Source organism: Arenimonas donghaensis DSM 18148 = HO3-R19, from assembly GCF_000743535.1.
In the GTDB taxonomy this organism is placed as follows: Bacteria; Pseudomonadota; Gammaproteobacteria; order Xanthomonadales; family Xanthomonadaceae; genus Arenimonas; species Arenimonas donghaensis.
Map to the genome: position 1 here is coordinate 83,450 of NZ_AVCJ01000003.1, position 26,363 is coordinate 109,812.

A 26,363-nucleotide genomic window follows, 5' to 3' on the forward strand; every position below is an offset into this window, starting at 1 on the left:
CCCGGCCCGGCCTCAGGGCCGGCGAAGTTCCCAGCAGCGATGGATGCGCGGATTGCGTTCGAAATCCGGGGCGATGGTCTGCGCGGAGATTTCCCGGGCCTGGGCGAACTCCGCCACCGCCGCCTCGTCGAGCTTGAAGCGCCGGTAATTGTTCGAAAACAGCAGCAGGCCGCCGGGCGCCAGGCGCGCCATCGCCAAACGCAGCAGGCGCACGTGGTCGCGCTGGGTATCGAAATCGTCGGCGCGGGCCGAGTTCGAAAACGTGGGCGGGTCGCAGAACACCAGGTCGTATTCGCCCCGGTCCGCCTCCAGCCAGGACAGCGCGTCCGCCTGCACCAGCCGATGCTGGCGCCCGGTGGCCCCGTTGAGGGCCAGGTTGCCGGCCGCCCACTCCAGGTAGGTCGCCGACAGGTCGACGCTGGTGGTTTCCCCGGCCCCGCCCACCGCCGCCTGCACGCTGGCGGCGCCGGTGTAGCAGAACAGGTTGAGGAAACGTTTGCCGGCGGCTTCGGCTCCGATGCGTGAACGCACCGGACGGTGGTCCAGGAACAGGCCGGTGTCGAGATAGTCGAACAGGTTCACCCGCAGCCGCGCCGCCCCTTCGCGCACGACGAAGGTGTCGCCGCGGCGATCCATGTGGCCGTACTTGCTGCCGCCCTTGCCACGTGCGCGGGTCTTGATCGACACCTGCGCCGGCGGCACCGCGAAGACCTCGCGCACCGCATCGAGCAACTCGCCGAAGCGGCGACGCGCATCGGCCTCGGGAATGGTGCGCGGCGCTTCGTATTCCTGCACGTGCACGAACAGCCGGCCCTCGGTTCCTTCCTCGGTGTAGACGTCCACCGCGGCCGAATATTCGGGCAGGTCGGCATCGTAGGCGCGGAAGCAGCCGACGCCTTCGCGCTGGCGCCAGGATTTGAGGCGCTTGAGGTTCTTGCGCAGGCGGTTGGCGACCATCAGCGCGCCTTCGCCCAGGACCCGGGCCTCGCGCGGTTCGCGCTGGGGTGGCTGCAGCGGGTCGCACACGACCAGGGTGCACTCGAGCGCGCCGTTGAAGAAGGCGTATCGCTTGCTGGCGCGCAGGCCGGTGGCCTGGGCCAGGTCCTGCGATCCGCACAGCAGCACCGCGCGCCAGTCCGGCACGGCCTTGCGCAGGGCATCGCCCAGGGCACGGTAGAGCGCCGGGTCGGCGGCGAGACGGGCATCGTAGGGTGGATTGCACACGACCAGCCCACGGGCCGGACCGGGTGCGACCAGCGCCGCGACGTCGCGGCGTTCGAGCGAGATGACATCGGCCACGCCGGCGCGATCGGCGTTCGCCACCGTCGCCTGCAGCGCCCGCGGGTCCAGGTCGGCGCCGAAAAACGCCGGCCGCAGGGCCGCCCTGCCCGCCTCGGCCCGCTGGCGCGCCTCGACTTCGATGCGCGACCACAGGCTTTCGTCGAAACCTTTCCAGCGCGTCGGCAGCGTGCCGGCCAGCCGGCGCAGGCCCGGCGCTTCGTCGGCCGCCATGAGGGCGCCTTCGACCAGCAGGGTGCCGCTTCCGCACATCGGGTCGAGCAGCGCACCGCCCTCGGCATAGATCTTCGGCCAGCCGCCGCGGACCAGCATGCCGGCGGCCAGGTTTTCCTTCAGCGGTGCCTCGCCCTGCGACTGGCGCCAGCCGCGCCGGTGCAGCGGGCCGCCGCCGAGGTCGATCGAGAGCACCGCCCGGCCCTTGCGCACGACCAGGCCCAGGCGCAGGTCGGGGGCCTCGGTGTCCACCGACGGGCGAACGCCATGCGCGGCCCGCATGCGGTCGACCACGGCGTCCTTGGTACGTTGGGCGGCATAACGTTCGTGCGTCAGCCCCGGGCCGGACACGTGGGCATCCACGGCCAGGGTGCCCTCGGGGTCGAGGTGGCTGGCCCAGTCGACCGCGTGCACGCCCTGGTAGAGGTCGTTCTCGTTGGCACAGTCGAATTCCGCCAGCGGCCAGTAAACCCGGCTCGCCAGGCGCGAGAACATCACCGCCCGGTAGGCGACCTCGGGATCACCCTCGAAATTGGCACCGGCCAGCGCCGCGCTGGCGCGGGTCGCGCCCAGGGCGAGCAGCTCGTCGGCCAGCAGGTATTCAAGCGATTTGGCGCAGGCGGCGAAGAACTTCATGCCGACAGCATCTGCAGGAAACGACCGAATTCCTCGGCGCAGAACTCCACGTGCGCGGCCAGGCGATGGCTGTCGGGCACCAGCAACACCGGGTCGAGGCGTCGCTGCGCCCAACGCACGACGTCCAGGGCCGGGATCAGTTCGTCTTCCCAGCCGTGGATGATGCGCGTGGGCACCATGGCGGCCTTGAGCGTGCGCGGCTCGACGTCCAGGGCCACCGGCGGCGCCATCAGGAACAGACCGTTGACCGGCACCTCCCGGGAAACGTGGGCCGAGATATAGGCGCCCATGCTCGAGCCGGCCAGCACCAGCGGCCTGCGGGTCACCAGGTGGGCCCGCTCCGCCAGCCGGTGGATCCGGCTCCGGACGTCGCCCAGGGGGCCGGCCGAATCGAGGTCGCGGTAATCCGGGCGCTCATGGGTCCAGCCCAGCTGGCCGGCGACCTTCGCCAGGGCGCTGGCCTTGCTGGCCCCGGGACCGCTTTCGAGTCCGTGCGAGATGATGACGTGGCCGGTCATGGCGCGATGTGGGCGAATGGCGTCATGGGGGGCTCCGGAAACGGCCGCGATGTTAGCATGCGGCATGAGCCCGGACCTGCCGCCAGAACCCGTTTTCCACGATTGGCCGCTGCCCTACGAAGAACGACTCGCGGCCCGCCCGCGCGGCCAGGTGGACCTGGTGGTGATCCACTGCACCGAACTGCCCGACCTCGCCAAGGCGCGTGAATTCGGCGAACGCGTGCTCTACGACAGCGGCACCGGCAACAGCGGCCACTACTACATCGATCGCGACGGCAGCATCCACGTCTTCGTGAAACCCGACCGGATCGCCCACCACACGCGCAGCTACAACGAGCGCTCGGTGGGCATCGAACTGGTCAATCGCGGCCGCTATCCGGACTGGCTCGATTCGCGGCGCCAGGCCATGGAAGAACCCTATACCGACGAACAGGTCGCCGCGCTGGTCGGGCTGCTGGCCTGGCTCAGGCATGAAATCCCGTCGCTGGAATTCATCGCCGGCCACGAGGACCTGGACGTCAGCCAGGTGCCGGCCAGCGACAACCTGCACCAGCAGGTGTTCCGCAAACGCGACCCCGGACCGCGGTTCCCCTGGTCGAAGGTGCTCGACGCGGTGCCGCTCGAACGCATCCGGCCCTAGGTGCCCGGGTATAATCGGCGGCCGAACCCCGGAGTCACCATGACCGCTTCCGTCGCCGCCGAACTGGTGGACCTGCTGCGCCTTGAGCGCCTCGAAGACAACCTGTTCCGCGGCCAGAGCCGCGACATCGGCACCAAGTACGTCTTCGGCGGCCAGGTGCTGGGCCAGGCCCTGTCCGCGGCCCAGCGCACACTGGCCGACGACCGCCACGTGCATTCGATCCACGCCTATTTCCTGCGCGCCGGCGACGTCGAACACCCCATCATCTACGACGTCGACCGCACCCGCGACGGCAACAGCTTCTCGGTGCGGCGGGTCACGGCGATCCAGCACGGCAAGCCGATCTTCGTGTTCGCCGCGTCCTTCCAGGAAGACGAACCCGGCAACGAACACCAGGTCGCCATGCCCACGGTGCCGCCGCCGGAGGACATCGAGCCGGTCGCCGCGCCGACGCCGGAACAACTCGCCCAGCTGCCGGCCAAGGCCCAGCGCTGGCTGTCGCGCATGGGACCGTTCGAAATCCGTCCGGTGTATCCGCGCGACGAAGTTAAGCCGCCCAAGCGCCCGCCCTACCAGCAGGTCTGGTTCCGCCTGACCGGCGAAGTCGGCGATTCGCGGGTGCTGCACCAGGCCCTGCTGGCCTACGCGTCCGACTTCCACCTGCTGGGCACCGCGACCTTCCCGCACGGCATCAGCTACTACCAGCCCAACGTGCAGATGGCGTCGCTGGACCACGCCATGTGGTTCCACCGTCCCTTCCGCGCCGACGACTGGCTGCTTTATTCGCTCGACAGCCCCAGCGCCCAGGGCGCCCGCGGGCTGGCGCGCGGCCAGATCTACACGCGCGACGGCCGCATGGTCGCCTCGACGGCGCAGGAAGGCCTGATCCGCGTGTTGCCCGACCCGGAGGCCCGCTGATGCGCCAGGTATTCACCTCGGTCCGGCTCGAAAACGTCGAAGCCGTCGAGCGCCTGCTCAACGAGGCCGGCATCCAGACCAAGCTCAGCCAGGGCCGCTCCTGGAAGGGCAACAGCCGCCGCGAATTCAGCTACTCGAACAAGAACCACGACCCCAGCCAGCAGCCGGCGGTCTGGGTGATCCGTCCCGACGACTTCAAGCAGGCCCGCGAAATCCTCCACGCCGCCGGCCTGCTCGACACCAGCCGGGAATCGGCCTACGTGCCCGGCGCGCTGCAGTTCCGTGCCGGTGCACCCGCCAGCCCCCAGGCCAAGGTCAACAAGCTGCGGCTGGTGCTGCTGGGCACCGTGGTGGTGGTCGGCGCCCTGTTGATGGCGCGGCGTTTCTTCGGCGGCTAGCGGTCACACTCCCGGCCGCCGGCGCGTCAGGGCCTTGAGCCCCAGCCAGGAACCCGCCATGAGCACCGACGTCGTCGAATCCCTGATCCACGCCCACCTGCCCGCCGCCGCCGACGGCGACCGCGAGGCCTATGGCCGCATCGTCGCGGCTTGCCAGGGCACGGTGGCCTCGATCGCCCTGGCGATCGTGCGCGACGTGCCGGCCAGCGAGGACGTCGCCCAGGAGGCCTTCCTCTCGGCCTGGCAAAACCTGCGCCGGCTCAGGAACCCGGACAGCTTCCTGCCCTGGCTGCGGCAGATCACCCGCAATCTGGCCCGCGACCACCTGCGGGCCCGGAACCGCCTGCGCGAGCCGGCAGGCGACGTCGAGGCGCTGCTGGCCCAGGTGGCCGACCCGCACCCGGAACCGGCGGAGCGGTTCGCCGACCACCAGGAGCACGACATCGCCGCCGCCGTGATCGACAGCCTGCCGGCGGAAAGCCGGGAAGTCCTGCTGCTGTATTACCGGGAAGGCCAGAATTCGCGCCAGGTCGCGGGCCTGCTGGGGCTGCAGGACGCGGCGGTGCGCAAGCGGCTGCAGCGGGCCCGGGACCGCGTACGCGTCGAGCTGCTCGATCGCCTGGGCCACTTTGCCCGCGGCACGGCCCCGGGCGTCGCATTCACGTCGGCAGTGGCCCTGGCGCTGGCCGTGGCCGCACCGCCGGCGGCGGCCGCGACGGCCCTGGGCGTCGGCGCCCTGGGCGGCGCCAAGGGCCTGGCCAAGCTCGGCCTGGGGGCGTTCGGTGCCGCCGCGGTCGGCATCATCGGCGGCCTTGCCGGCCTGTGGACCGGCATCCGACCCTATCTGCGGGCTCCCTTCGACGACCGCGAACGACGCGGCCTGATCGCCTATGGCGTCGTCACCAGCCTGATGGTGGTGGGCTTCAGCGTTGGCATCAACCTGCTGGCGAAGGTGCCCGGCTGGATTCCGCACCTGGCGCTCTCGCTGGGCTTCATGGTCGGCATCGTGGTCAGTTGCACCGCCTGGTTGCCCAACATCCTGGCCGCACGCCGGGCGCACGAGGCACAGATCGACCCGGTGGGCACGGCGAAGCGGCGGCTGCGCGAGCGGCGCAATTCACGCCTTGGCATCGTCGTCGGCATGACGCTGGGAACGGCCGGACTGCTGCTGGGCCTGTGGCTCAGCGGCCGCATGGGCTGAGCCCGGCGATTACATCGTGTGCGTGGGCTTGTCGGCCTCGAGCGTGCCGGCCAGGAAGGTTTCGATCTTGCCCTTCACGGCTTCGGCCTCGGCGGTGTCGGCGAACTGCACGCCGATGCCGGCGCCGCGATTGCCCTGTGCGCCGGCGGGGGTGATCCACACCACCTTGCCGGCCACCGGCAGGCGGTCCTTTTCTTCCATCAGCGACAGCAGGATGAACACCTCGTCGCCCAGCGCATAGCGCTTGGTGGTGGGCACGAAGATGCCGCCGCCCTTCACGAAGGGCATGTAGGCGTTGTAGAGCGCCGCCTTGTCCTTGATGGCCAGCGACAGGATGCCCTGCCGTGCGCCCGCGCCGCCTCCGATCATCGTCCTGCCCTCGTCCTTGTCGTGTCCTTGAACATGCTACGCCATTCGAGCAGCAGCCCGGCCAGCGCCAGGTCATGGCGCAGTGCCGGCAGCGCCAGCTGGCTGCGCAGCCGGTTGGTGGCGTCGAACCACGCCGAAAGCTTCGGGAAATCCTCCGGCAGGGTCAAGCCGGGGTCCGGCGTGCCTGCCAGGCGGTGGGAAAGCCCGTCGAGCACGGCCTCGGCCGCGAAACGCAGGCGCAGCGGCGCCAATTCGTCCCCGAGCCAGGCGGAGGCCGTCTCGACCGGTGCCCGCCGGCCTTCGGCCACGGCGCCAAGTTCGGCCATCACCTCGTTGCGAAGCGCCAGCCGCCCTTCATCGAGCCACTCGGCCGCCAGGCCGGGATGGCCACGGGCGGCGTCCAGCGCGCGCTCCCGCGCCTGCGGCCCGTGTCCCCTGGCGGCCAGCCAGGCCGCCGACTCCTCGCGCGAAGGCGTCCGGAACTCGAGCCGCTGGCAGCGACTGCGGATGGTCGCCGGCAGGCGCGCCGGCTGGTCGGTGACCAGCAGCAGGTAGCGGCCCGGCGAGGGTTCTTCCAGCGTCTTGAGCAGTGCGTTGGCGGCGGCGGTGTTGAGTGCATGCGCCGGTTCGACCAGGGCCACCTGGGCACCGCCCATCTGCGGCGTCAGCGAGAACCAGTGCCCCAGCGCGCGCATCTGGTCCACCACGATTTCGCTGCGAAGCTTGTCGCCCTTGTCATTGGGCATGAAGCTGACGTGCTTGAAGTCGGGGTGGTTGCCGGCCTGGAACAGGCGACAACCGCGGCAGCTGCCGCAGGCCTGGCCATCGGCCGCCGGCGTGGCGCAGAGCAGCCGGCGCGAAAGCCGCAGTGCGACTTCGCGCTTGCCCATCAGCGCCGGCCCGAGCAACAGCAGGGCGTGGCCGAGGCGGCCCTCGGCGGCGCTTCCCGCGGCCTGGTCGAAAATTCGCTGCTGCCAGGGCGCCAGCTCGCTCATGGCTGGCCTGCCAGCCACGTACGCAGCGCCGTCACCGCGGCGTCGCGCACGGCGGTGGCGCTCTGGCTGGCGTCGATGACGCGGAACCGGCCGGGCTCGGCGGCGGCGCGGGCCAGGTAGGTGGCGCGCACGCGTTCGAAGAAGTCCACGCGTTCGGCCTCGATCCGGTCCGGTTCGCCACCGCGCGAGCGCGCCCGGGCCAGGCCCTGGCTGACGCCGACGTCGAGCAGGAAACTCAGGTCGGGCCGCAGGCCCGCGGCCCAGCGTTCGAGTTCGGCGATATGGCCGGCATCCAGGCCTCGTCCGCCGCCCTGGTAGGCGAAGCTGGCGTCGGTGAAGCGGTCCGCCAGCACGGCGGCACCCCGGGCCAGCGCCGGCCGGATGACCTGGCGCACGAGCTGCGCCCGCGAAGCGAACATCAGCAGCAGTTCGGCCTCCGGCACCAGTTCGCGCCCCGGCGCCAGCAGCAGCTCCCGGATCGCCTCGCCTTCGGGCGTGCCACCCGGCTCGCGGGTACAGACCACTTCACGCCCGGATTCGGCCAGCACCTCGCGCAGCGCCGACAGCACCGTGGACTTGCCGGCCCCCTCGCCGCCTTCGAGGCTGATGAAGATGCCCGCCATCAGCGGCACCGCTTGAGCTGGTGGCAGGCCACGGCCCGGTTGTGTTCGGCCAGGGTGGCCGAGAACACATGGCTGCCATCGCCGCGCGACACGAAATAGAGCGTATTGCCGGGCAAGGGGTTCGCCGCCGCCGCCAGCGCCGCGCGCCCGGGCATCGCGATCGGCGTCGGCGGCAGGCCGCCGCGGGTGTACGTGTTGTAGGGCGTGTCGGTGGTGAGGTCGCGACGGCGGATGTTGCCGTCGTAGGCGCTGCCCATGCCGTAGATGACGGTGGGGTCGGTCTGCAGGCGCATGCCCAGCTTGAGCCGGCGAACGAAGACGCCGGCGATCTCGGGACGCTCGGACGCCTTGCCGGTCTCCTTTTCGATGATCGAAGCCAGGGTCAGCAGTTGGTCCGGGGTTTCCAGCGGCAGATCATCGAGCCGGTCGTCCCAGGCATCGGCCAGGGCGCTGTCCATCGCCAGCATCGCGCGACGCAGCAGGTCCAGGTCGCTCATGCCGCGGGTGAAGTGGTAGGTCTCGGGCAGGAACCGGCCTTCCGGATGCACGCCTTCCCGACCCAGCGCCGCCATCATCTCGGCGTCGCTGGCATCGGCCAGGGTCTGCCGGATGCGCTCGTCGCGGGCCAGCGCCGCGCGCAGGTCGCGCAGGTTCCAGCCTTCGACGAGGGTGAAGCGGTAGTGGATGACGTCGCCGCGTTCGAGCTTGCGCAGCAATTCGGCCGGGGTGATGCCGTGGCGGATGCTGTAGTCGCCCACCTGCAGGCGGGAGACGACCTTCATTTCGTGGGCCAGGGCCTTCCACTCCAGGTCGTGGCCCTCTTCCACGCCCAGTTCCCGCAGCTTGTCGAGGATGTCCTGGAAGCCGTCGCCCGATTCGACGACCAGGATGCGCTCTGACTCGGCCAGCGCGATCGGCGCATTGGCGAAGCCTTCGTATCGCTGCCAGAACCAGCCACCCAGGGCGACCGCGACCAGCAGGGACAGTGCCACCAGGGCCTTGAGCAGCTTGTGCGATGAAGATTTTGGCAAGAGTGGCTCCGGTCAGGCGACCGTCAGTTCGCGGTCCAGTGCCCGGCGCAGGCGTTCGGTGCCCGGGTGCGGCGGCCAGTGCAGTTCGTCGAGCTGGCCGACCGGCAGGATACCGCGCACGGCATTGCACAGGAAAAGCGCCTGCGCCGATCCGATCATCGCCGGCGTCAACGCGGTGGTCCCGGCGCCGGGTTCGTTGGCCAGGACCCAGTCGCGGGCCAGGCCGGCGATGCCGCCGGCGGCCAGCGACGGCGTGAGCCAGCGCCCGTCGATGAACGCGAAAACGTTGGCCGACGTGGCGCAGGCGAGATGTCCGGCGGCATCGAGCATCAGGCCCTCGTGGATATCGCCGTCGCGCCATTCGCCGCGTGCGAGCACCTGGTCGAGCCGGTTGAGGTGTTTGATGCCCGCCAGCGCCGGCTGCAGCGACACCCGGGTCCGGCACCAGCGCAGCCGCAGCGGGCCGGGATCGGCGGGCAGTGCGTGCAGGGACAGGATCAGGCTCGGCTCGGGCCGGGCCGGCGGCGCGTAACCGCGCCCCCCCACGCCGCGGGTCAGCATCAGTTTCAGCACGCCCTGCCCGGGCGCCTGCACGAGCAGTTCCGCCAGCTGGTCCTGCAGCCAATCGCGGTCGGGCATCGGCAGGTCCAGCACGGCGGCGCCGCGCGCCAGACGGGCGGCGTGGCGCGGCCACCAGGGCAACGTGTTGCCGCAGACACGCAGGGTTTCGAACAGGCCGTCGCCATAGGCCAGGCCGCGGTCCGCGGGGTCCGGCGCCTCGACGCGCTCCTGTCCGCGGAAGACGCGGGTCGCCAGTGCGCTCATCCCTGCGCCCCCAGCGCCCGCAGCAGGCCGCGCGCCTTGGCCCGGGTTTCCTCGAGTTCGCGGTCGGCGTCCGAATCGACGACGATGCCGGCGCCGGTGCGGAACTGCAGTTCGTGGCCCCGGAGCCAGGCGCTGCGGATCAGGATGTTCAGGTCCAGGTCGCCGTCGTTGCCCAGGTAGCCCAGGGCGCCGGTGTATGCGCCCCGGCCCTCGCCTTCGAGCTCGGCGATGATCTCCATGCAGCGCACCTTGGGCGCGCCGGTGATGGTGCCGCCCGGGAACACCGCACGCACGATGGCGCCTGGCGTCGCGTCCTCGCGCAGCGTGCCGGTGACGTTGGAGACGATGTGATGCACGTGGGCATAACTCTCCACGCCCATCAGCTCGTCCACGCGCACGCTGCCGGGCTCGCAGACACGGCCCAGGTCGTTGCGCTCGAGGTCGATCAGCATCACGTGCTCGGCCCGCTCCTTGGGATTGCCGACCAGGTCGCGGATGCGCGCCTGGTCGTCGTCCCCCGGGAACCGCGGCCGGGTGCCGGCGATCGGGCGGGTGTCCACGCGCCGGCCGCGCACCGAGACCAGCCGTTCGGGCGAGGAACTCAGCAATGCCGCCTCGCCGTGGCGCATCAGGCCGGCGAACGGCGCGGGGTTGTTCTGGCGCAGGCGCTCGTAAACCGCTGCCGGATCCGGCGGGCGGTCGAAGCGGGCCCGCCAGGCCCGCGACAGGTTGACCTGGAACGCGTCGCCGGCGCGCAGGTAGTCGTGCACGCGGGCGACCCCGTCGGTGAAGCGGTGGGGCGGATCCTCCTCCAGCGCGGGCGTGGCGAAGTCCGTGGGCGCCGGCGCCGGTGTCGTCGCGGCTTGCGCGAGCTGTGCCAGCCAATGTTCGGCCCCTGGTTCGGCGACCGCGAAACACTCGCCGCTTTCGCGGTCCCTCAGCACGGCGGCCGGACAGCGCCAGGCGATGGCGACCGGCAGCGGACCGGGCGCGGCCGGCAGGTGCAGCCTCGGCTCGACCTGGCCGGCCAGTTCATAGGCCAGGAACAGGCCCCAGCCACCGTGGAACGGCAGCTGCGATGCCTCATGCGCCGTGCGCGCGACCGACCAGCGTGCGTCGAGTTCGTGCAGGAAGTCGGTGCCCAGCACCGCGCCGCCGCCGAGTGAACGCACGTGGCCGTCCGCGTCCAGGCGCAGGCCCTCGCCATTGCTCGCCAGCAGCAGGTCCCAGCGAGACAGCGCGTTGCCACCAGCCACGCTCTCGAGCAGCAGCGGGAAACGCGCCGGGTCGGCGGACTGCAGCCGCAGCAGGTCCAGGCCCGGCGGCAGCGCGAGCAGGGGCATCGCCGGAACCGGCCGGGTCCGGCTCAGAGCCGCTTGAACACCAGGGTGCCGTTGGTGCCGCCGAAACCGAAGCCGTTGGACACCGCCACGTCCACTTTGGCCTGGCGCGCGGTGTTGGGCACGTAGTCCAGGTCGCAGCCCTCGCCGGGCTCGTCGAGGTTGATCGTCGGCGGGATGACGCCGGTGTGCAGGGCCATCACCGTGAACACCGCCTCGACGCCACCGGCGGCGCCCAGCAGGTGGCCGGTCATCGACTTGGTCGAGCTGACCATGGTTTCGTGCGCATGCGCGCCCAGCGCGCTCTTGATCGCCAGGGTTTCGCCCAGGTCGCCCAGCGGCGTGGAGGTGCCGTGGGCGTTGAGGTAACCCACCTGTTCGGCGTTGACGCCCGCGTCCTTGAGCGCGGCACGCATGCAGCGCGCGGCGCCGTCGCCAGTCTCGCTGGGCGCGGTCATGTGGAAGGCGTCGGAACTGGCGCCGAAGCCCGCCAGTTCGCAATAGATGCGGGCGCCGCGGGCCTTGGCGTGTTCGTATTCCTCGAGGATCAGGATGCCGGCGCCGTCGCCGAGCACGAAACCGTCGCGGTCCTTGTCCCAGGGACGCGAGGCCCGGGTCGGGTCGTCGTTGCGGGTGGACATCGCCTTCATCGAGCAAAAGCCACCCACCGAGGTCGGCGTGCAGCCGTGCTCGGCGCCACCGGCCACCATGATGTCGGCGTCGCCGTACTGGATCATGCGCATCGCCATGCCGATCGAGTGGTTGGCAGTGGCGCAGGCGGAGACGGCGGAGAAGTTCGGGCCCTTGATGCCCTTCAGGATCGTCAGCTGCCCGGGCAGCATGTTGATGATGGTGCTGGGCACGTAGAACGGGGAAACCTTGCGCGGACCGCCTTCGTGCAGGGCGATCGCGGTGTCCTCGATGCCACGCACGCCGCCGATGCCCGAGCCGACGAGGGCGCCGATGCGCTCGGCATTGTCGTCGTTGATCTCGAGGCCGGCGTCGTCCAACGCCTGGAAGCTGGCCGCCAGGCCGTAGTGGATGAAGGTATCCATCTTCTTGACGTCCTTCGGCGGCAGGAAGGACTTCGCGTCGAAATCGCGCACTTCACCGGCGATGCGGGTGGCGTAGGCCGAGGCATCGAAGTGGGTGATCTGGCCGATGCCGCTGCGACCGGCCTCGATGCTTTCCCAGGCGCTGGCCAGGGTGTTGCCGATGGGCGAGACGATGCCCATGCCGGTGACGACGACGCGACGATGACTCATGGCGAAACTCCGCTATGGATTCAGGGTGCGCGGCCGGGCCCCGCAATCGCCGGCGACCGGGCCGGCGCTGGGGCCGGATGCCGCAAACGCGCAGGGCCGCGCAAGCGCGGCCCCGGCGTCCAAACCATCAGGCGATCAAGCCTTGACGTGGGCCTTGATGTAATCGATGGCCTGCTGGACGGAGGTGATCTTCTCGGCCTCTTCGTCCGGGATCTCGCACTCGAACTCTTCCTCGAGGGCCATGACCAGCTCGACGGTGTCCAGCGAGTCGGCGCCGAGGTCGTCCACGAACGAGGCGTTCACGGTGACTTCGTCTTCCTTCACGCCCAACTGCTCGATGACGATTTTCTTGACGCGTTCTTCGATGCTGCTCATGGATCTGTCTCCTCCCGGAGGGATGTTTGCGGGCGCATTGTAATCAAATGCCGGCCGCGGCGGGCGCCTGTGTCGCCGCGGCCTGGGATCGGGAGGCTGGATTCTAACGCAAATCCAGCCGCCACAAGGAGTTAGGGCATGTACATGCCGCCGTTGACGTGCAGGGTTTCGCCGGTGATGTAGGCCGCTGCCGGACTGGCGAGGAAGGCGACGGCCCGGGCGATGTCGGCCGGTTCGCCCAGCCGGCCCAGCGCGATCTGGCCGACCAGCGCCTCGCGCGAGGCGTCCGGCAGGTCCTTGGTCATGTCGGTCTGGATGAAGCCCGGCGCGACCACGTTGACGGTGACGCCGCGGCTGCCGATTTCCTTGGCCAGCGATTTGCTGAAAGCGATGATGCCGGCCTTGGCCGCCGCGTAGTTGGCCTGGCCCGCGTTGCCGGTGACGCCGATGACCGAGGCAATGTTGATGATGCGACCCTTGCGCGCCTTCATCATGCCCCGCATGACGGCCTTGGACGTACGGAAGACCGAGCTGAGGTTGGTGTCGAGGATGGCCTGCCAGTCCTCGTCCTTCATGCGCATGAGCAGGTTGTCGCGGGTGATGCCGGCGTTGTTGACCAGGATCGAGACCGGACCGAAGGCCTTGGCGATTTCGTCGAGCACCGCTTCGACGTCCTGGCTGCTGGAAACATCCAGCCGGCGCCCTGCCCCGCCACTCGGCGCCAGGCGCTCGCCAATGGCCGCCGCACCGGCGTCGCTGGTCGCGGTGCCGATGACCGTCGCGCCCATCGCCGCCAGCTCGTCGGCAATCGCCGCGCCGATGCCACGACTCGCGCCGGTCACCAGCGCGATCTCACCTTTCAGAACTTCAGACATTTTCGTACTCCAGAATCAGGGCTTGGCCGCGGCCGGGGATCAGTCGTTCCAATCCGCCAGCGCGGCATCGAAGTCGGCGGGGGCGCCCAGGGCGCGGGCGTCCAGGGACTTGTCGATGCGCTTGGCCAGGCCAGTGAGGACCTTGCCGGGCCCGCATTCGGCGATGCGGGTGGCGCCGCGGGCGGCCAGGGCCTGCACGCAGTCGGTCCAGCGCACCGGCAGGTAGAGCTGGCGCACCAGGGCATCGCGGATCGACTGGATGCCTTCGTGCACCTCGCCGTCGACGTTCTGGACCACCGGCAGCGAGGGTTCGCTCCAGGCCATGCCCGCCATCACCTCCGACAGCCGGTTGGCGGCTTCGCGCATCAGCGGCGTGTGCGAGGGCACCGAAACCGCCAGCTTCACCAGCTTGCGGACGCCGCGCGCCTGCAGCTCCGCCATGGCGCGATCGACCGCCGCCGCGTGGCCGCCGATGACGACCTGGCCGGGCGAGTTGTAGTTCGCCGGCACCACGACCTCGTCACCCGAGACCGCGCTGCAGACCTCGGCGACCAGGGCATCCTCGGTGCCCAGCACCGCGGCCATCGCGCCGGTGCCCGCCGGCACCGAATGCTGCATCAGCCGGCCGCGTTCGCGCACCAGCCGGGCGGCATCGGCCAGCGTCAGCGAACCGGCGGCCACCAGTGCCGCGTATTCGCCCAGGCTGTGTCCGGCCAGCAGCTGCGGCCGGGCACCGCCGCGGGCGCACCAGGCGCGCCAGGTGGCCACGCCGGCGGCCAGCAGCGCCGGCTGGGTGAATTCGGTCTGGTTGAGCTGGTCCTCGGGTCCCTGCTGGGACAGCGCCCACAGGTCCAGGCCGGCGCCCTCGGAGGCCTCGTCGAAAGCGGCACGCGCTTCCGGGTGCGCGGCGGCGAGCTCGGACAGCATGCCCAGCGACTGGGAGCCCTGGCCGGGAAATACGAAAGCGATGGTCTGGCTCATCGGAGGTCCGTCTGCGGAATCGCTGAATGATAAGCGAGGCAGGTGCGCGAGCGTCTGTACCGCCGCGTAGGGTCAGGCGGTGGCGCGCGCCAGGCTGGCCAGGGCTTCGGCGACGTCGCGCGAGCGGCCCCCGAACAGCCGGGCCACCGGTGCCAGCCAGGACAGCGCCGAGGCGGTGCGCGCGACTTCGGCGCGTACGTCGGGCGCTTCGCGCGCCAGGTGGGCCTGCAGCAGCCGGGCGTGTTCGCCCGGCTGGTCGGACAGGAAACGTGCGGTCGAGTGCGCGTAGAACAACACGTCGCGCGCCTGGGCAGCGGCCAGCGACATGACCGTGCAGGGATCTTCCTCGAGGTCGATGAAACCAACGCGGCCATCGAGCAGGGTCATGTTGCGCGCGAAGGCCTGGCTCAGGTAGCCCCCGTGCCCGTGCAGCGTGGCGAGGGCATCGAGCCCCGCTTGCACCAGCTCGCGGCGCTTGCCGGCATGCGTCTCGGCCCGGCAGACCAGGGCCAGGGTCGGGCCCAGGTCGCCCAGCAGCAGTTCGCGGTCCCCCACCGCCAGCAGCGGCGGCACGTTCGCGCCGAGCGCGGCCAGCCGGTTGATCATTGCCTGTTCGGTGCGGCAGGCCAGTTCCGGCGACAGCGGCAGCGGCGGCAGCAAGGCGTTCGCCCCCAGCTGCCTGGCCACCCAGCGCAGGGCCGCGATGCGCCGGCGGCGACCGCCGTCGGCATAGGTCTTTCGCCAGGCGACCTGGCCCTGCCAGCTTTCGCGCTGGACGCGCGTGGCGGCCATGGTCAGTAGCGGATGAGCGCCGAGCCCCAGGTGAAGCCGCCGCCGAAGGCTTCGAGCAACAGCAGCTGGCCACGCTTGACCTTGCCCGACCGCACCGCTTCGTCCAGCGCCAGCGGCACCGAACCCGAGGACGTGTTGCCGTGCTTGTGTACGGTCACGATGACGCGGTCCATCGGCATTTCCAGGCGCTTGGCCGTGGCTTCGATGATGCGCAGGTTGGCCTGGTGCGGGATCAGCCAGTCCAGGTCGGTCTTGTCCAGGCCGTTGGCGGCCAGCGTCTCGTCCACGACCGAATCGAGCGCCTTGACCGCATGTTTGAAGACTTCGTTGCCGGTCATCAGGACACGCACGCCGGCGTTCTTTTCCTCGGGCTTGAATCCGGCGGAAACGCCGACCGGGTTGTAGAGCAGGTCCTTCTTGCCACCGTCGGCATGCAGGTGGGTGGACAGGATGCCGGCTTCGGCATCGGCCTTGATGACCACCGCGCCGGCGCCGTCGCCGAACAGCACGCAGGTGTTGCGGTCGGACCAGTCGAGCATGCGGGTGAGGGTTTCGGCGCCGATCACCAGCACCGTGCGCGCCATGCCCGAACGCACGTAGGCGTCGGCGATGCTCAGCGCATAGATGAAGCCCGAACAGGCCGCGTTGACGTCGAAGGCGGCGCAGCCGTTGGCGCCCAGCCGGTGCTGCACGAGGCAGGCGGTGGACGGGAAGATCAGGTCGGGCGTGGTCGTGCCCAGCACGATCAGGTCGAGCTGGTCGGCGGTGACGCCCGCGGCCTCCATGGCGGCACGCGCGGCGCGCTCGGCCAGGTCGGCGGTGGTCTCGCCCTCGGCCACGACGTGGCGCTGGCGGATGCCGGTCCGGCTGGCGATCCATTCGTCGGTGGTTTCGACGAATTGTTCGAGATCCTTGTTGCTCAGGACCTTTTCCGGGAGGGCACTGCCCGTACCGGCGATACGCGAGAACACGGCCATGGTCACTCCCTTTGCCGACCGTCGGAAACGCACGCGGCGGGCCAGGCCCGCCGCGCAAGGCTTACTTCAGGTCGCGTCCTGCAGCGGCAGGACACGACGCGCGGCCTCAGTCTTCCTCGACCACCGAGGTCTTGGTGGCAATGACCTTGCGACCGCGGTAGTAGCCGTCCTTGGTCACGTGGTGGCGCAGGTGGGTCTCGCCCGTGGTCGGGTCGGTGGCCAGCTGCTTGGCGGTGAGCGAGTCATGCGCGCGGCGCTGGCCGCGGCGGGACGGGGTGACACGGGACTTCTGGACGGCCATGGCTTGTCTCCAACTACTTCTTCTGTTCCTTCAACGCGGCGAGCGCGGCGAAAGGGTTTGGTTTCTCTTCCACTTCGGCTTCTTCGGGCCATTCGGCCTCGAGTTCGGCTGAAGCGGGGTCGATCGGTACCACCGGCACGGCGAGGATGAGTTCGTCCTCGACCAGGCCGGCTGGGTTCAGCTCGCCGCTGGCATCGAGCAGGAGGGGTTCGACGCCCTCCGGCAAGGCTGCTTCCTGCGACTCGTCGGTGACCAGTCCCAGGCGCTGGTTGATGCGCACCGGATGCAGGAACCTTTCGAGCGAACGCTGGCAAAGCAGCGGCAATTCGGCCTCGGCACGAACATCAACGTAGCGCATGCCCATCGCGTCCACGCCGAATTCGACCTCGAACCGGCAATCTCCATCGGCATCCGCCAGCACCGGACGCAGGCGGGACATTCCCGACAACGGCAGGCGGCCATCGAACAGCCGTTTGGCCGCGACCATGCGCCAGGCATCAAGCACAGGGGGCAAGGAAGCGGACATAAGCGCGGGATTTTAGGCTCGGCACCCACCGATGTCAAACCTTAAGTGACTGGACGGACAGGGGTTTGCCGGCCCCCGCAGGGCTGGTGCAGACTGCCCGCAGCCAACGGAAAGCCCATGCAGACCCTCATCACCTCCCTCGGACTGGCCAGCCTGGCCCTGGCCCTCGCCATGCTTTGGTGGATCCTGCGCAACCGGCGCCGGGACCGCAGCCTGGTCCGCCTGCTGGACCTGGCCGACGAGATGGAAGGCCTGCTCGACCGCAGCCAGGTCCGGATGCAGTCGCTGCAGGAGGTCGTCGGCCGGGTGCCGCCGGACATGGCCGCGGTTGCCCGGGCGTCCCTGGACAGTTCCCTGCCCGTGCGCGAAGCCAAGCGCGACCTGCTCCAGCACCGCCTATGGATCAAGCACCACGGCCAGGACGCCCGGCAGTCGGAACTCGACACCGCCTGCGCTGCCCTGGCCAGGGCCCGGGACCGGCTGGCCGGCGGCCTGGCCGAGCTCGAGCACGCCGGCGCCGAACTGGCCGAAGCCACCGAGGCCGGCGAACGCGCCGCCGAGCGCGAGCCCGCCACCCTTCGCCGCCCCGCGCCCCGACCATGACGGCGCTGGTGCTGGCCTCCACCTCGCGCTACCGGCGTGAGCTGCTCGAGCGCCTGGCCCTGCCCTTCACGGTGCAGCGGCCGGAGGTCGATGAAACCCCGCGCCCGGGCGAGGCCCCGCGGGACCTCGCCCGCCGCCTGGCGCAAGCCAAGGCGCGTGCGGTCGCCGCGGACCAGCCGCAGGCCTGGGTCATCGGCTCGGACCAGGTCGCCGAACGGGACGGACAGCCCGTGGGCAAACCCGGCAGTGCTGAAAATGCGATCACCCAGCTGCTGGCGGCCTCCGGCCGGGAGCAGCGCTTCCACACCGCCTTTTGCCTGTTCCGCCACGCGGGCGGGGGCATGATCACCGGCGAGGACCTGACCGTCGTGCGCTTCCGGCCGCTCGATCCGGACGAGGTGGCGCGCTACGTCGCCAGCGAGGCACCGCTCGACTGCGCCGGCAGCTTCAAATGCGAAGGCCTGGGCATCAGCCTGTTCGAGGCCATCGAAACCCGCGACCCCACGGCCCTGGTCGGGCTGCCGCTGATCGCGCTGTCAGCGGCCCTGCGCCGGGCCGGTTTCCGCCTGCCCTGAGGGTCGCCAGTCCACCGGCTGCGCCGGCCAGGTCTCGCTGCCGCCGTCGCGGCCATGCAGCCGCAGCCCCAGCCATGCCCGTCCGGCCGGCCGCCCGGGCACCGCCGGCATGTCCAGGACGAAGCCGAACCGGTCGCCATCGCCGGCGTCGAGCGACCAGTAGTTCGCGACATCCGGGCGCGCCAGCGCCGGTTCGACCCGGGCCACCACCTGGCCGTCGAGCAGCACCTCGATGCGCGCGACCCCGCTGCCGGGTTTCAGGGCCCAGCCGCGCACCGGGTCGCCTGGCGACAGCCGGCCTCCGCGTACCGGCGCCTCCAGCCAGGCCAGCGCCGGCAGCACGCAGTCGTCCGGTCCTTCGTCCCCGTCGGCGGCAGGCAACAGGGCGAAGCGCAGGAAACGTTTGCGGCCCTGGTCGACGTTGAGCACCTGCGGCGCCGGCAGGCCGCCGGTGCGCTGGCAAAGTTCGCGATAGCCGGCCAGCCGCTGCCGCAGCGGCCGCGCGGTGTCCTCGACCACGACCAGCACGGACCGCCCGCGCCAGTCGGCCGCGCCCTCGTCGACCTGGCCCCAGTCAGCAAGCTGCACGGCGCGGCCGTGTTTCTCATTGATCGGATGCGGCAGCACCCGGATGTCGTCGCGCTGCAGTGCCAGCCGCAGCTGCGCGGCGAGCATGAAATTGTCCGCCACCAGCACCGTGTCCGGCGGCATGGCCTGCAGGTCCTCCCGCACCGCTCCGGCGATTTCGTTCCAGCCGCTGAAGTTGTCGGCATAGGCCGGGCCGCCGGCGAGCCAGGCGCGCCCCTGCGGCGCCGCCAGCAGCGCCAGATAGCCCATCAGCAGCGCCAGTCCCAGCGCCGCCGCTGCATGCAGCAGCCGCCGGGCCCCGGGCCGCCAGCGCGCCAGCACCGGCGGCGCCACGCAGCACAGCGCCAGCCACCCGGCCAGCGGCCAGTGGAAGGTGATGCGCTCGGCGTCGGTGAAAAACCCGAACAGAAAAAACCCCGGCACCGCCACGGCACCCAGGCCGGCCATCAGTGGCCAGGCCGGCTCGGCCTGGCGGCGCCGTCGCCAGCTTTCGACCAGGGCCTGCCCCAGCAGCCACATCAAGGGCGGCGTCAGCAGCAGGACCTGCACCAGCGGCCACCAAAGCCCGCGCCACTGTGGCTGCCAGGGATGGCGGTCAACGAACTGGAAACCCAGGCCGGCGCCAGCGTGCGCCAGGTTCCAGGCCAGCACCGGCACCCAGGCCAGCGCGCCCACCGCGAGGGCCGCCCAGACCATCGGCTGGCGCAGCAGCGCCCGTCCCGCCGGCGCACAGGCCAGGCCGGCGGCGCCGGCCAGCACGACCAGGGCGAAGCGATAGTGGGCAAGCGCACCGATCGCCAGGGCCAGCGCCAGCTGCAGCAGGCCCAGCGGCGTCAGCCGTCGCATCAGCATGCCGATCGCGTCCAGGCACAGCAGCGCGGCGAACAACATCGGCACGTCGGGCAGGGCCAACAGGCCCATCATCCCGCCCAGCGGCATCAGCAAGGCCAGCATGCCCGCCTGCCAGCCGGCTTCGGATCCGAACCAGCGGCGCGTGATGCGAACCACCAGCCAGGGCAGCAAGGAACCGAGCAGGATGAAAGGCAGGCGCAGCGCGAACACGCCGCCGCCACCAAGCTGCGCGCCCAGCCAGGCCATCCATGCCGTGAGCCCCGGCAGGTCCGAATACACCCAGGCCGGATGCCGTGCTTCCCACGCATAAAACGCTTCGTCGCCGAAGGGCTGGAGCGTCGCCGCCAGCAGCAGCTTGGCCAGCAGCAGGACACACCACAACGCGATGAATTTCACGCGCATCGAACCGGTCCGCATGCCAGCATCCACAAGGTATCCTTCCTGAACTCAATGCCGGGACGCACGCATGCACGCGCAGGCCAAAGACGCCAACATCCTACCCGAGCACACCCGCCAGGCCCTCGAAGCAGCCCTGGCCCAGGTGAACGAGCTGGTGCTCGGTAAGCCGGACGAAGTGCGGCTGGCCTTCACCACCCTGCTGGCCGGCGGCCACCTGCTCATCGAAGACCTGCCCGGCCTGGGCAAGACCACCCTGGCACGGGCCATGGCCGCGACCCTGGGCCTGGACTTCCAGCGCATGCAGTTCACGTCCGACCTGCTGCCCTCGGACATCATCGGTGTCTCCATCTACGACCAGGCCGCGCGTGAATTCCGCTTCCACCCCGGCCCGGTCTTCACCCAGCTGCTGCTGGCGGACGAAATCAACCGGGCCCCGCCGCGCACGCAGAGCGCGCTGCTCGAGGCCATGGCCGAACACCAGGTCACGCTGGACGGCACCACGCATACGCTGTCGCAGCCCTTCTTCGTCATCGCCACCCAGAATCCCGTCGACCTGGCCGGCACCTTCCCCCTGCCCGACTCGCAGATGGACCGTTTCCTGCTGCGCCTGCACCTGGGTTATCCCGACGCCGACGCCGAGCGACGGATGCTGGCCGGCGCCGACCGTCGCGACCTCATTGCCCACTCGATGCCGAAACTTTCGGCCGAAGACGTGCTCGACCTGCGCATGGCCGTGTCGAACGTGCATGCCAGCGAGGCACTGGTCGCCTACGTGCAGGCGCTCCTGCAGGAAAGCCGGCGCCACCCCGGCGTGCAGGTCGGACTGTCCCCGCGCGCCGGCCTGGGGCTGCTGCGGGGCGCGCGCGCGCTGGCGCTGCTGGATGGCCGCGATCATGCCCTGCCGGAAGACGTGCAGGCGCTGTTCGGCGCGGTCGCCGCCCACCGCCTGGTGCCGGAATCCGAAGCCGAAGGCCGCGACGCGCTCGCCCAGGGCATCCTGCGGGCGGTGGCCGTGGACTGAGGCCATGGCGCGCACGCCCGACCTCGTCGACCGTTTCAGCGACCGCCTCGCTCGCCTGGCGCTGGTCAGGCCGCGCACGATGGAGGAACTTCCGGTCCACATCGACCGGCGCCGCATTTATGTGCTGCCGACCGGCTTCGGCCTGTTCCTGGCGCTGATGTTGCTGGCCATGGTGCTCGGTGGCCTGAACTACAACAACAACCCCGCCCTGCTGCTGGCCTTCGTCACCATCGCGGTGGCGCACAACAGCCTGGTGCAGGCGCATCTCACCCTGTCCGGGCTGCGCCTGGTGGCGCTGCACGCCGAGCCGGTGTTCGCCGGCCAGGGCCTGGCGGTGCGCGCCGCCTTCGAGGCCACGGGGCTGCGCCGGCGGCCGGGCCTGGAGCTGCTGGCCGGCGACGTCGAGGCCTTCCTGGACCTGGCCCCCGGCGAGCGCGCCGAGGTGACGCTGGTCCTGCCCACCCGTCAGCGCGGCTGGTTCGACCCGGGTCGCCTGCGGCTCTCGACGATCCGTCCGCTCGGCCTGGCGCGGGCCTGGACCTGGCTCAAGCCGCGCACCCGGCTGCTGGTCTATCCCTGCCCGGAAACCGGCCAGGTGCCGCTGCCCGAACACGGCGGCGACAGCACCTCGCGCCGCACCCGCCAGCACGGGGAACAACCGCACCACCTGCGTGAATACCGCCCCGGCGACGCGCTCAAGCAGGTGGCCTGGAAGCCATCGGCGCGGGCCGAACGCCTGCTGGTGCGCGAGTACGAAGCCAGCGCGCCGCGCGAACTCGACCTGGACTGGGACACGCTGCACGGCATGGCGCACGAAGCCCGGATCCGCCGCATCGCCCGCTGGGTGGTGGATGCCGAACGCCAGGGCCACCGTTACCGGCTGCGATTGCCGGTCGGCGTCCTGGGCCCGGGGCGCGGACCCGACCATCGCCACGCCTGCCTGCGTGCATTGGCGCTGATGCCGCATGGCTGAATCGCTGCCGACGCCGCTGCGCCGCTGGTGCATGGCCGCCGCTGGCGCCTGCCTGCTGCCCCTGCTGTTGCAGGTGCCCACCGGCATCGGCGTCGCGCTGGCGGCGCTGGCCGGACTGGGCTACGTCTTCGACCGGCGCTGGCCCGGCCCGCTGCGCCTGCTGCTGGTCGCCCTGGTGATGGGCTACCTGGTCGTCACCTTCGGTTTCAACCTCGGCCGCGACACCGGCACGGCGCTGCTGGCGACGCTTCTGGCGGTCAAACCCGGGGAAACCCGCAGCCTGCGTGATGCCCGCAGCCTGTTGGGTTTCTCGCTGTTCGCACCGTTCGCCGCCTTCCTGCAGGACCAGGGCCCGCTGGTGCTGGCGCTGGCGATGCTGGCGCTCGGGCTGTTGCTGGTGGCGCTGGCGATGCTGGCCGAACATCGCCCGGGCGCGCCGGCGCCCCGGCTCGACCGCAGCCGCGGCGGCAGCACGCTGCGCGCGGTGGCGGTGGCGCTGCCGCTGGCACTGGCAGCTTTCTGGCTGTTCCCGCGGCTTTCCACGCCGCTGTGGGGCATGCCCGAAAACGTGCTCGGCCAGGGCGGCCTGGACGAGCGCATGTCGCCCGACCAGTGGGTGGACATGTTCGCCGACGACGGCCCGGCGCTGCGCGTCCGCTTCCTCGACCCGCCCCCTCCGCCCCGGCAGATGTACTGGCGCGCCCAGGTGCTGTGGAACTTCGACGGCGGCAGCTGGACACGCGATCCGGGCATCCAGGGCCTGGCCGCCGCCGACGTGGCGCCCGGCAACAGCGTGCTGCGCTACGAAGTCACCCTCGAACCGACCGACCAGCGCTACCTGGCGGTGATGGACCTGCCGCTGGCGGCTCCCGAAGGCGGGCGCCTGCTGGCCGATGCCAGCGTCGTCACCTCGTCGCCCGTCAGCCGCATGCTCAAGTACGAAGCCGTGTCGGCGCCCGGCGGCCAGCTGGGTACGGACATCGAACCCGGCCTGCGCCGCCTGGCGACCCGGCTCCCGCCCGACCTCAACCCGCGCACCCAGGCCCTGGGCCAGCAATGGCTGGCTGAAGCCGGCGGCAACGATGCCCGGGTCGTGCAGCGGGCGCTGGACTGGATCCAGGGCGAATTCAGCTACAGCCTCACCGTGCCGCCCACCGGCCGCCACGCCGTCGATGAATTCCTGTTCGACCACCAGATCGGTTTTTGCCAGCAGTACAGCTCCGCCTTCGCCGTGCTGATGCGCGCGGCCGGCATTCCGACCCGCGTGGTGCTGGGCTACGCCGGTGGCTACCGCAATCCCTATGCCGACTACTGGGTGGTGCGACGCATGGACGCCCACGCCTGGAACGAGGTCTGGCTGCAGGGCCGCGGCTGGGTGCGGGTGGACCCGACCGCGGCGGTGGCGCCGGTGCGCGTACTCGACACCATCGCCGACCGCCAGCGCAGCGAAGCGCTGCTGCCCGAAGCCCTGACCCCGGTGCGTGACCTGGCCGACTGGGCCCGGCGCGGCTGGAACGACCTGGTGCTGGCCTTCGACGCCGAGCGCCAGGCGCAGCTGTTCCGGCCGCTGGGCGTGGGCCAGGCCAGCGCTACCCAGCTTGGGCTGGCTTTCGCCATCGGCGCCGGTGCGACGATGCTGCTGACCCTGTGGTACCTGATGCGCGGCCAGCCGGCCAGCCGCGACCCCCTGGTGGCCGCCTGGCTGGCCTTCGTCAAACGCCTGCGCCGGGCCGGACTGGCCAAGGCGGCCTCGGAGCCGCCGCTGTCCTTCGGTCGCCGCCTGTCGGCCGCCCTGCCCGCGCGTTCGGAAGAACTCGAATCACTCAGCCGGCGTTATGCCGCCGGCCGATACGCTCGGGGCGGATTACCCGAGGAAGAACGGCGCCGTCTGATCACCGACCTGCGCGCTTTCCGCCCCGGCCGACCGCCCCGTCCCACCGGAGATTCCCGATGAACCGCCTGCCGACCCGACTGCTTCCCCTGTTCGCCGCGCTGGCCCTGGCCGGCTGCGTTTCCGCCCCCAAGGCGCTGCAAGGGGCCTATGCCCCGGTGCAGCCGGGTCAGGTCGCACGCTCGGGCGCCACCGGCGATCTGGTGCGCTGGGGCGGCCGCATCGTCCGGGTGGACCCGCTGGCGGCGCAGAGCTGCTTCGAAATCGTCGGCGTGCGCGTCGGCGCCGACGGCCGGCCGCTGGCGCGCGACCAGAGCGATGGCCGCTTCATCGCCTGCCGCGCAGGTTTCTACGATCCCGAGGTGTTCCAGGCCGGCCGCGAGGTCACCATCACCGGCCGGGTCACGGGCTTTGAAAGCCGCAAGGTCGGCGAGTACGACTACCGCTACCCGAGCGTCGATGCCGACGTGATCTACCTGTGGCCCGAGCGCAAGGACGTCGACGTCATCGTCGAGCGCCATCCGTTCTGGTGGTGACCGCCCCCTGGCTCAGCCGGGCGGCCAGGCCATGGCGCGGCCGGCGAGCAGGTGCAGGTGCAGGTGGTACACCGACTGGCCACCGTCGCGATTGCAGTTGATCACCACCCGGTAGCCGTCTTCGGCAAAACCTTCCGATTTCGCGTAGCGCGCGGCGGCCATGGCCAGCCGCCCGACCACCGCTTCGTCGCCGGGCGAGAGGTCGTTGAGCGTCGCCACCGGCTGCTTCGGGATGAACAGCACGTGCACCGGCGCCTGCGGATTGACGTCGCGGAAACCGAGCACGTGTTCGTCGTCGTGGACGATGTCGGCGGGGATCTCGCGGGCGATGATCTTGTCGAAAATCGTGCTCATCAGCGTCTCCTCAGCTGCTTATCTGCGTGCGCGAACCGAAGGCGTGCGCCAGCGTCCCGCGGTCCACGAACTCCAGTTCGCCGCCCAGCGGCACGCCGTGCGCCAGCCGGCTGGGACTGACCCCGGCCTGGTGCGCCAGCTGCGCCAGGTAGTGCGCGGTGGCCTCGCCTTCGACGGTGGGGTTGGTGGCGATGATCAACTCACGCACCTCGCCCTGGGCCAGGCGCGTGGCCAGCTTGTCCAGGCCCAGCTCGCGCGGGCCGATCCCGTCCAGCGGCGACAGCCGCCCCTGCAGCACGAAATACAGGCCGCGATAGCCGGTGGCGGTTTCTATCGCCAGCCGGTCGGCCGGGGATTCAATGGCGCACAGCAGCCCGCGCTCGCGCGAGGCGCTGGCGCAGATCGCGCAGACCGGGGTTTCGCTGAAGTCGCGGCAGGTCTCGCAGTGCCCGACCTTTTCCACCGCTTCGGCCAGCGCCGCGGCCAGCCGCAGCCCGCCCTCGCGTTCGCGTTCGAGCAGGTGGTAGGCCATGCGCTGCGCCGACTTCTGGCCGACGCCGGGCAGGCAGCGCAGGGCCTCGATCAGCTGCGAGAGCAGCGGCGAGGCGCTCACGGGCGGCTCAGAACAGGCCCGGGATCTTCATGCCCGGCGGCACCGGCATGCCGGCGGTCGCCGCGGACATGCGCTTCTGGCTTTCCTCGTTGGCCTTGTTGACCGCGTCGTTGAAGGCGGCGGTGACCAGGTCCTCGAGCATCTCGGCATCGGCGAGCACCGACGGGTCGATGCGCACCGAACGGCACTCCATCTTGCCGGTCAGGGTGATCTTCACCATGCCGCCGCCGGACTGGCCTTGCACCTCCAGGCCACCCAGTTCTTCCTGGGCTTTCTTGAGGTTGTCCTGCATGCGCTGTGCCTGCTGCATGAGTTGGGCGATGTTGCCTCGCATCTGATGGTTTCCTTCGTGTCAGTGTTCGTCCAGGGGACGAACGGAATCGGGAACGAGCCGGGCACCCTGCTCGACCAGGCGGGCGACCACCGGATCGGCCAGGAAGTCGGCCTCGGCGCCGGCCTGGCGTTCACCGCGCTGGCGCTCGGTGCGGTCGTGCAGGGTTTCGGTGCCGGCCGCGGCGCGCGCGGATTCAAAACGAACCTGCGGCACGTGGCCCAGGGGTCCTTCCAGCGCCTGGGCCAGTTGGCGGACCAGGGATTCGCTGCGCAGGTGGTCGAAACTGTCGGGGAGCGACAGCGAAAGCACGCCGTCGGCGTACGCGCAGAACGCGCAGTGCGCCGCCAGTTCGCGCACCGGCCCGCGCAGGCCGGCGTCGGCGACCAGGTCCAGCCAGTCCTCGACGACGGCAAGCCGGGCGCCGCCGGCGGCGGCTGGTGCGACAGGGGGGGCACTGGTCGTGGCCGGCCGCGCCGACGTCGGTTCCGCTGCCGGCGCCGACACGGGCGCGGGTACCGCCGCGGAC

30 protein-coding genes and 1 pseudogene are annotated in these 26,363 nt (G+C 70.8%); 10 read left to right on the top strand and 21 right to left on the bottom strand.

What is annotated here, in order from left to right; genetic code table 11:
* Positions 1-12: 12 nt before the first annotated feature.
* Entirely contained in the window at positions 13-2,148 is a 2,136-nt protein-coding gene (gene rlmKL, locus N788_RS03585) for a bifunctional 23S rRNA (guanine(2069)-N(7))-methyltransferase RlmK/23S rRNA (guanine(2445)-N(2))-methyltransferase RlmL (protein WP_034221040.1), read from the bottom strand.
* A complete protein-coding gene (locus N788_RS03590) occupies positions 2,145-2,666 on the bottom strand; it encodes an alpha/beta hydrolase (RefSeq protein WP_034221043.1) in 522 nt (173 codons plus the stop codon). Before N788_RS03590 ends, rlmKL begins: the two co-directional genes overlap by 4 nt.
* Before the next feature lie 64 nt (positions 2,667-2,730).
* Here N788_RS03590 and N788_RS03595 point away from each other — a divergent pair, with 64 nt between their 5' ends.
* Genes N788_RS03595 through N788_RS13735 form a run of 4 tightly spaced genes read left to right on the top strand, consistent with a single transcriptional unit; the run spans position 2,731 to position 5,823 of the window.
* Positions 2,731-3,306, top strand: a complete 576-nt coding sequence (locus N788_RS03595) for an N-acetylmuramoyl-L-alanine amidase (protein WP_034221044.1) — start codon at positions 2,731-2,733, stop codon at positions 3,304-3,306.
* A gap of 39 nt (positions 3,307-3,345) precedes the next feature.
* Complete coding sequence (gene tesB, locus N788_RS03600; protein ID WP_034221048.1) at positions 3,346-4,224, top strand: acyl-CoA thioesterase II; 879 nt, start codon at positions 3,346-3,348, stop codon at positions 4,222-4,224.
* Entirely contained in the window at positions 4,224-4,622 is a 399-nt protein-coding gene (locus N788_RS03605; RefSeq protein ID WP_051924323.1) for a hypothetical protein, read from the top strand. Before tesB ends, N788_RS03605 begins: the two co-directional genes overlap by 1 nt.
* A gap of 58 nt (positions 4,623-4,680) precedes the next feature.
* Positions 4,681-5,823: an RNA polymerase sigma factor gene (locus N788_RS13735; protein ID WP_051924324.1), complete on the top strand. Its 1,143-nt coding sequence runs from the start codon at positions 4,681-4,683 to the stop codon at positions 5,821-5,823.
* A gap of 9 nt (positions 5,824-5,832) precedes the next feature.
* On the opposite strand, the gene N788_RS03615 is transcribed toward N788_RS13735, so the two are convergent.
* The 14 genes from N788_RS03615 to N788_RS03680 all read right to left on the bottom strand — a co-directional run bounded on the left by N788_RS03615 (position 5,833) and on the right by N788_RS03680 (position 17,098).
* Positions 5,833-6,192 carry a PilZ domain-containing protein gene (locus tag N788_RS03615; RefSeq protein WP_034221050.1) on the bottom strand — a complete coding sequence of 120 codons (360 nt, stop codon included), beginning with the start codon at positions 6,190-6,192 and terminating at the stop codon, positions 5,833-5,835.
* On the bottom strand, positions 6,189-7,187 hold the full coding sequence (holB, locus tag N788_RS03620) for a DNA polymerase III subunit delta' (RefSeq protein ID WP_034221053.1): 999 nt from the start codon (positions 7,185-7,187) through the stop codon (positions 6,189-6,191). Before holB ends, N788_RS03615 begins: the two co-directional genes overlap by 4 nt.
* Complete coding sequence (gene tmk, locus N788_RS03625; RefSeq protein WP_034221130.1) at positions 7,184-7,810, bottom strand: dTMP kinase; 627 nt, start codon at positions 7,808-7,810, stop codon at positions 7,184-7,186. Before tmk ends, holB begins: the two co-directional genes overlap by 4 nt.
* Positions 7,810-8,841 (bottom strand): endolytic transglycosylase MltG, encoded by a 1,032-nt coding sequence (gene mltG, locus N788_RS03630; protein WP_244444075.1) that lies wholly within the window; start codon positions 8,839-8,841, stop codon positions 7,810-7,812. Before mltG ends, tmk begins: the two co-directional genes overlap by 1 nt.
* Positions 8,842-8,853: 12 nt before the next feature.
* The gene (gene pabC, locus N788_RS03635) at positions 8,854-9,666 is read right to left on the bottom strand and encodes an aminodeoxychorismate lyase (RefSeq protein ID WP_084695868.1); all 813 of its coding nucleotides are present in this window, start codon (positions 9,664-9,666) and stop codon (positions 8,854-8,856) included.
* On the bottom strand, positions 9,663-11,009 hold the full coding sequence (locus tag N788_RS03640; RefSeq protein WP_034221057.1) for an aminodeoxychorismate synthase component I: 1,347 nt from the start codon (positions 11,007-11,009) through the stop codon (positions 9,663-9,665). The genes pabC and N788_RS03640 overlap by 4 nt, the downstream gene beginning before the upstream one ends.
* 23 nt (positions 11,010-11,032) lie before the next feature.
* Positions 11,033-12,271, bottom strand: a complete 1,239-nt coding sequence (fabF, locus tag N788_RS03645; RefSeq protein WP_084695869.1) for a beta-ketoacyl-ACP synthase II — start codon at positions 12,269-12,271, stop codon at positions 11,033-11,035.
* Between the two features lie 135 nt (positions 12,272-12,406).
* Positions 12,407-12,646 (bottom strand): acyl carrier protein, encoded by a 240-nt coding sequence (acpP, locus tag N788_RS03650; protein WP_034221058.1) that lies wholly within the window; start codon positions 12,644-12,646, stop codon positions 12,407-12,409.
* Positions 12,647-12,777: 131 nt separating this feature from the next.
* On the bottom strand, positions 12,778-13,521 hold the full coding sequence (gene fabG / locus N788_RS03655; RefSeq protein WP_034221060.1) for a 3-oxoacyl-ACP reductase FabG: 744 nt from the start codon (positions 13,519-13,521) through the stop codon (positions 12,778-12,780).
* A 39-nt stretch (positions 13,522-13,560) separates the two neighbouring features.
* Positions 13,561-14,502 carry an ACP S-malonyltransferase gene (gene fabD / locus N788_RS03660; RefSeq protein WP_034221061.1) on the bottom strand — a complete coding sequence of 314 codons (942 nt, stop codon included), beginning with the start codon at positions 14,500-14,502 and terminating at the stop codon, positions 13,561-13,563.
* 72 nt (positions 14,503-14,574) lie between these two features.
* A complete protein-coding gene (locus tag N788_RS03665; RefSeq protein ID WP_051924325.1) occupies positions 14,575-15,294 on the bottom strand; it encodes a BUD32 family EKC/KEOPS complex subunit in 720 nt (239 codons plus the stop codon).
* A gap of 2 nt (positions 15,295-15,296) precedes the next feature.
* A complete protein-coding gene (locus tag N788_RS03670; protein WP_425476472.1) occupies positions 15,297-16,271 on the bottom strand; it encodes a beta-ketoacyl-ACP synthase III in 975 nt (324 codons plus the stop codon).
* A gap of 106 nt (positions 16,272-16,377) precedes the next feature.
* On the bottom strand, positions 16,378-16,572 hold the full coding sequence (gene rpmF / locus N788_RS03675) for a 50S ribosomal protein L32 (protein ID WP_034221065.1): 195 nt from the start codon (positions 16,570-16,572) through the stop codon (positions 16,378-16,380).
* Positions 16,573-16,585: 13 nt separating this feature from the next.
* Positions 16,586-17,098, bottom strand: coding sequence for a YceD family protein (locus N788_RS03680; RefSeq protein WP_034221068.1), 513 nt, complete (start codon positions 17,096-17,098; stop codon positions 16,586-16,588).
* A 117-nt stretch (positions 17,099-17,215) separates the two neighbouring features.
* On the opposite strand from N788_RS03680, the gene N788_RS03685 reads away from it, so the two are divergent.
* Positions 17,216-17,701 carry a hypothetical protein gene (locus tag N788_RS03685; protein ID WP_034221071.1) on the top strand — a complete coding sequence of 162 codons (486 nt, stop codon included), beginning with the start codon at positions 17,216-17,218 and terminating at the stop codon, positions 17,699-17,701.
* Entirely contained in the window at positions 17,698-18,276 is a 579-nt protein-coding gene (locus N788_RS03690) for a Maf family protein (protein WP_034221074.1), read from the top strand. The genes N788_RS03685 and N788_RS03690 overlap by 4 nt, the downstream gene beginning before the upstream one ends.
* Here the strand turns inward: N788_RS03690 and N788_RS03695 are convergent.
* Complete coding sequence (locus N788_RS03695) at positions 18,238-20,118, bottom strand: ArnT family glycosyltransferase (RefSeq protein ID WP_160171905.1); 1,881 nt, start codon at positions 20,116-20,118, stop codon at positions 18,238-18,240. The two genes, N788_RS03690 and N788_RS03695, sit on opposite strands and share 39 nt — an antisense overlap.
* A gap of 64 nt (positions 20,119-20,182) precedes the next feature.
* Here N788_RS03695 and N788_RS03700 point away from each other — a divergent pair, with 64 nt between their 5' ends.
* The 4 genes from N788_RS03700 to N788_RS03715 are packed head-to-tail and all read left to right on the top strand — an operon-like array spanning position 20,183 to position 24,536.
* Positions 20,183-21,136, top strand: a complete 954-nt coding sequence (locus N788_RS03700) for an AAA family ATPase (protein ID WP_034221080.1) — start codon at positions 20,183-20,185, stop codon at positions 21,134-21,136.
* 4 nt (positions 21,137-21,140) lie between these two features.
* Positions 21,141-22,109, top strand: coding sequence for a DUF58 domain-containing protein (locus N788_RS03705; protein WP_034221083.1), 969 nt, complete (start codon positions 21,141-21,143; stop codon positions 22,107-22,109).
* The gene (locus tag N788_RS03710; RefSeq protein WP_034221086.1) at positions 22,102-24,063 is read left to right on the top strand and encodes a transglutaminase TgpA family protein; all 1,962 of its coding nucleotides are present in this window, start codon (positions 22,102-22,104) and stop codon (positions 24,061-24,063) included. The genes N788_RS03705 and N788_RS03710 overlap by 8 nt, the downstream gene beginning before the upstream one ends.
* Positions 24,060-24,536 (top strand): Slp family lipoprotein, encoded by a 477-nt coding sequence (locus N788_RS03715; RefSeq protein ID WP_051924326.1) that lies wholly within the window; start codon positions 24,060-24,062, stop codon positions 24,534-24,536. Before N788_RS03710 ends, N788_RS03715 begins: the two co-directional genes overlap by 4 nt.
* Before the next feature lie 12 nt (positions 24,537-24,548).
* Here N788_RS03715 and N788_RS03720 read toward each other — a convergent pair whose 3' ends face one another.
* The 4 genes and pseudogenes from N788_RS03720 to N788_RS03735 form a co-directional block, all read right to left on the bottom strand.
* Entirely contained in the window at positions 24,549-24,893 is a 345-nt protein-coding gene (locus tag N788_RS03720; RefSeq protein ID WP_152560358.1) for a histidine triad nucleotide-binding protein, read from the bottom strand.
* Between the two features lie 7 nt (positions 24,894-24,900).
* On the bottom strand, positions 24,901-25,503 hold the full coding sequence (gene recR / locus N788_RS03725; RefSeq protein WP_034221091.1) for a recombination mediator RecR: 603 nt from the start codon (positions 25,501-25,503) through the stop codon (positions 24,901-24,903).
* 7 nt (positions 25,504-25,510) lie between these two features.
* The gene (locus tag N788_RS03730) at positions 25,511-25,837 is read right to left on the bottom strand and encodes a YbaB/EbfC family nucleoid-associated protein (protein ID WP_034221094.1); all 327 of its coding nucleotides are present in this window, start codon (positions 25,835-25,837) and stop codon (positions 25,511-25,513) included.
* An 18-nt stretch (positions 25,838-25,855) separates the two neighbouring features.
* Positions 25,856-26,363: pseudogene (locus N788_RS03735) on the bottom strand (hypothetical protein); the annotation flags it as partial.

Coding starts and splice junctions, on each gene's coding strand:
- rlmKL (WP_034221040.1), bottom strand. CDS start 2,148: ATGAAGTTCTTCGCCGCCTGCGCCAAATCGCTTGAATACCTGCTGGCC.
- N788_RS03590 (WP_034221043.1), bottom strand. CDS start 2,666: ATGACCGGCCACGTCATCATCTCGCACGGACTCGAAAGCGGTCCCGGG.
- N788_RS03595 (WP_034221044.1), top strand. CDS start 2,731: ATGAGCCCGGACCTGCCGCCAGAACCCGTTTTCCACGATTGGCCGCTG.
- tesB (WP_034221048.1), top strand. CDS start 3,346: ATGACCGCTTCCGTCGCCGCCGAACTGGTGGACCTGCTGCGCCTTGAG.
- N788_RS03605 (WP_051924323.1), top strand. CDS start 4,224: ATGCGCCAGGTATTCACCTCGGTCCGGCTCGAAAACGTCGAAGCCGTC.
- N788_RS13735 (WP_051924324.1), top strand. CDS start 4,681: ATGAGCACCGACGTCGTCGAATCCCTGATCCACGCCCACCTGCCCGCC.
- N788_RS03615 (WP_034221050.1), bottom strand. CDS start 6,192: ATGATCGGAGGCGGCGCGGGCGCACGGCAGGGCATCCTGTCGCTGGCC.
- holB (WP_034221053.1), bottom strand. CDS start 7,187: ATGAGCGAGCTGGCGCCCTGGCAGCAGCGAATTTTCGACCAGGCCGCG.
- tmk (WP_034221130.1), bottom strand. CDS start 7,810: ATGGCGGGCATCTTCATCAGCCTCGAAGGCGGCGAGGGGGCCGGCAAG.
- pabC (WP_084695868.1), bottom strand. CDS start 9,666: ATGAGCGCACTGGCGACCCGCGTCTTCCGCGGACAGGAGCGCGTCGAG.
- N788_RS03640 (WP_034221057.1), bottom strand. CDS start 11,009: ATGCCCCTGCTCGCGCTGCCGCCGGGCCTGGACCTGCTGCGGCTGCAG.
- fabF (WP_084695869.1), bottom strand. CDS start 12,271: ATGAGTCATCGTCGCGTCGTCGTCACCGGCATGGGCATCGTCTCGCCC.
- acpP (WP_034221058.1), bottom strand. CDS start 12,646: ATGAGCAGCATCGAAGAACGCGTCAAGAAAATCGTCATCGAGCAGTTG.
- fabG (WP_034221060.1), bottom strand. CDS start 13,521: ATGTCTGAAGTTCTGAAAGGTGAGATCGCGCTGGTGACCGGCGCGAGT.
- fabD (WP_034221061.1), bottom strand. CDS start 14,502: ATGAGCCAGACCATCGCTTTCGTATTTCCCGGCCAGGGCTCCCAGTCG.
- N788_RS03665 (WP_051924325.1), bottom strand. CDS start 15,294: ATGGCCGCCACGCGCGTCCAGCGCGAAAGCTGGCAGGGCCAGGTCGCC.
- N788_RS03670 (WP_425476472.1), bottom strand. CDS start 16,271: ATGGCCGTGTTCTCGCGTATCGCCGGTACGGGCAGTGCCCTCCCGGAA.
- rpmF (WP_034221065.1), bottom strand. CDS start 16,572: ATGGCCGTCCAGAAGTCCCGTGTCACCCCGTCCCGCCGCGGCCAGCGC.
- N788_RS03680 (WP_034221068.1), bottom strand. CDS start 17,098: ATGTCCGCTTCCTTGCCCCCTGTGCTTGATGCCTGGCGCATGGTCGCG.
- N788_RS03685 (WP_034221071.1), top strand. CDS start 17,216: ATGCAGACCCTCATCACCTCCCTCGGACTGGCCAGCCTGGCCCTGGCC.
- N788_RS03690 (WP_034221074.1), top strand. CDS start 17,698: ATGACGGCGCTGGTGCTGGCCTCCACCTCGCGCTACCGGCGTGAGCTG.
- N788_RS03695 (WP_160171905.1), bottom strand. CDS start 20,118: ATGCGCGTGAAATTCATCGCGTTGTGGTGTGTCCTGCTGCTGGCCAAG.
- N788_RS03700 (WP_034221080.1), top strand. CDS start 20,183: ATGCACGCGCAGGCCAAAGACGCCAACATCCTACCCGAGCACACCCGC.
- N788_RS03705 (WP_034221083.1), top strand. CDS start 21,141: ATGGCGCGCACGCCCGACCTCGTCGACCGTTTCAGCGACCGCCTCGCT.
- N788_RS03710 (WP_034221086.1), top strand. CDS start 22,102: ATGGCTGAATCGCTGCCGACGCCGCTGCGCCGCTGGTGCATGGCCGCC.
- N788_RS03715 (WP_051924326.1), top strand. CDS start 24,060: ATGAACCGCCTGCCGACCCGACTGCTTCCCCTGTTCGCCGCGCTGGCC.
- N788_RS03730 (WP_034221094.1), bottom strand. CDS start 25,837: ATGCGAGGCAACATCGCCCAACTCATGCAGCAGGCACAGCGCATGCAG.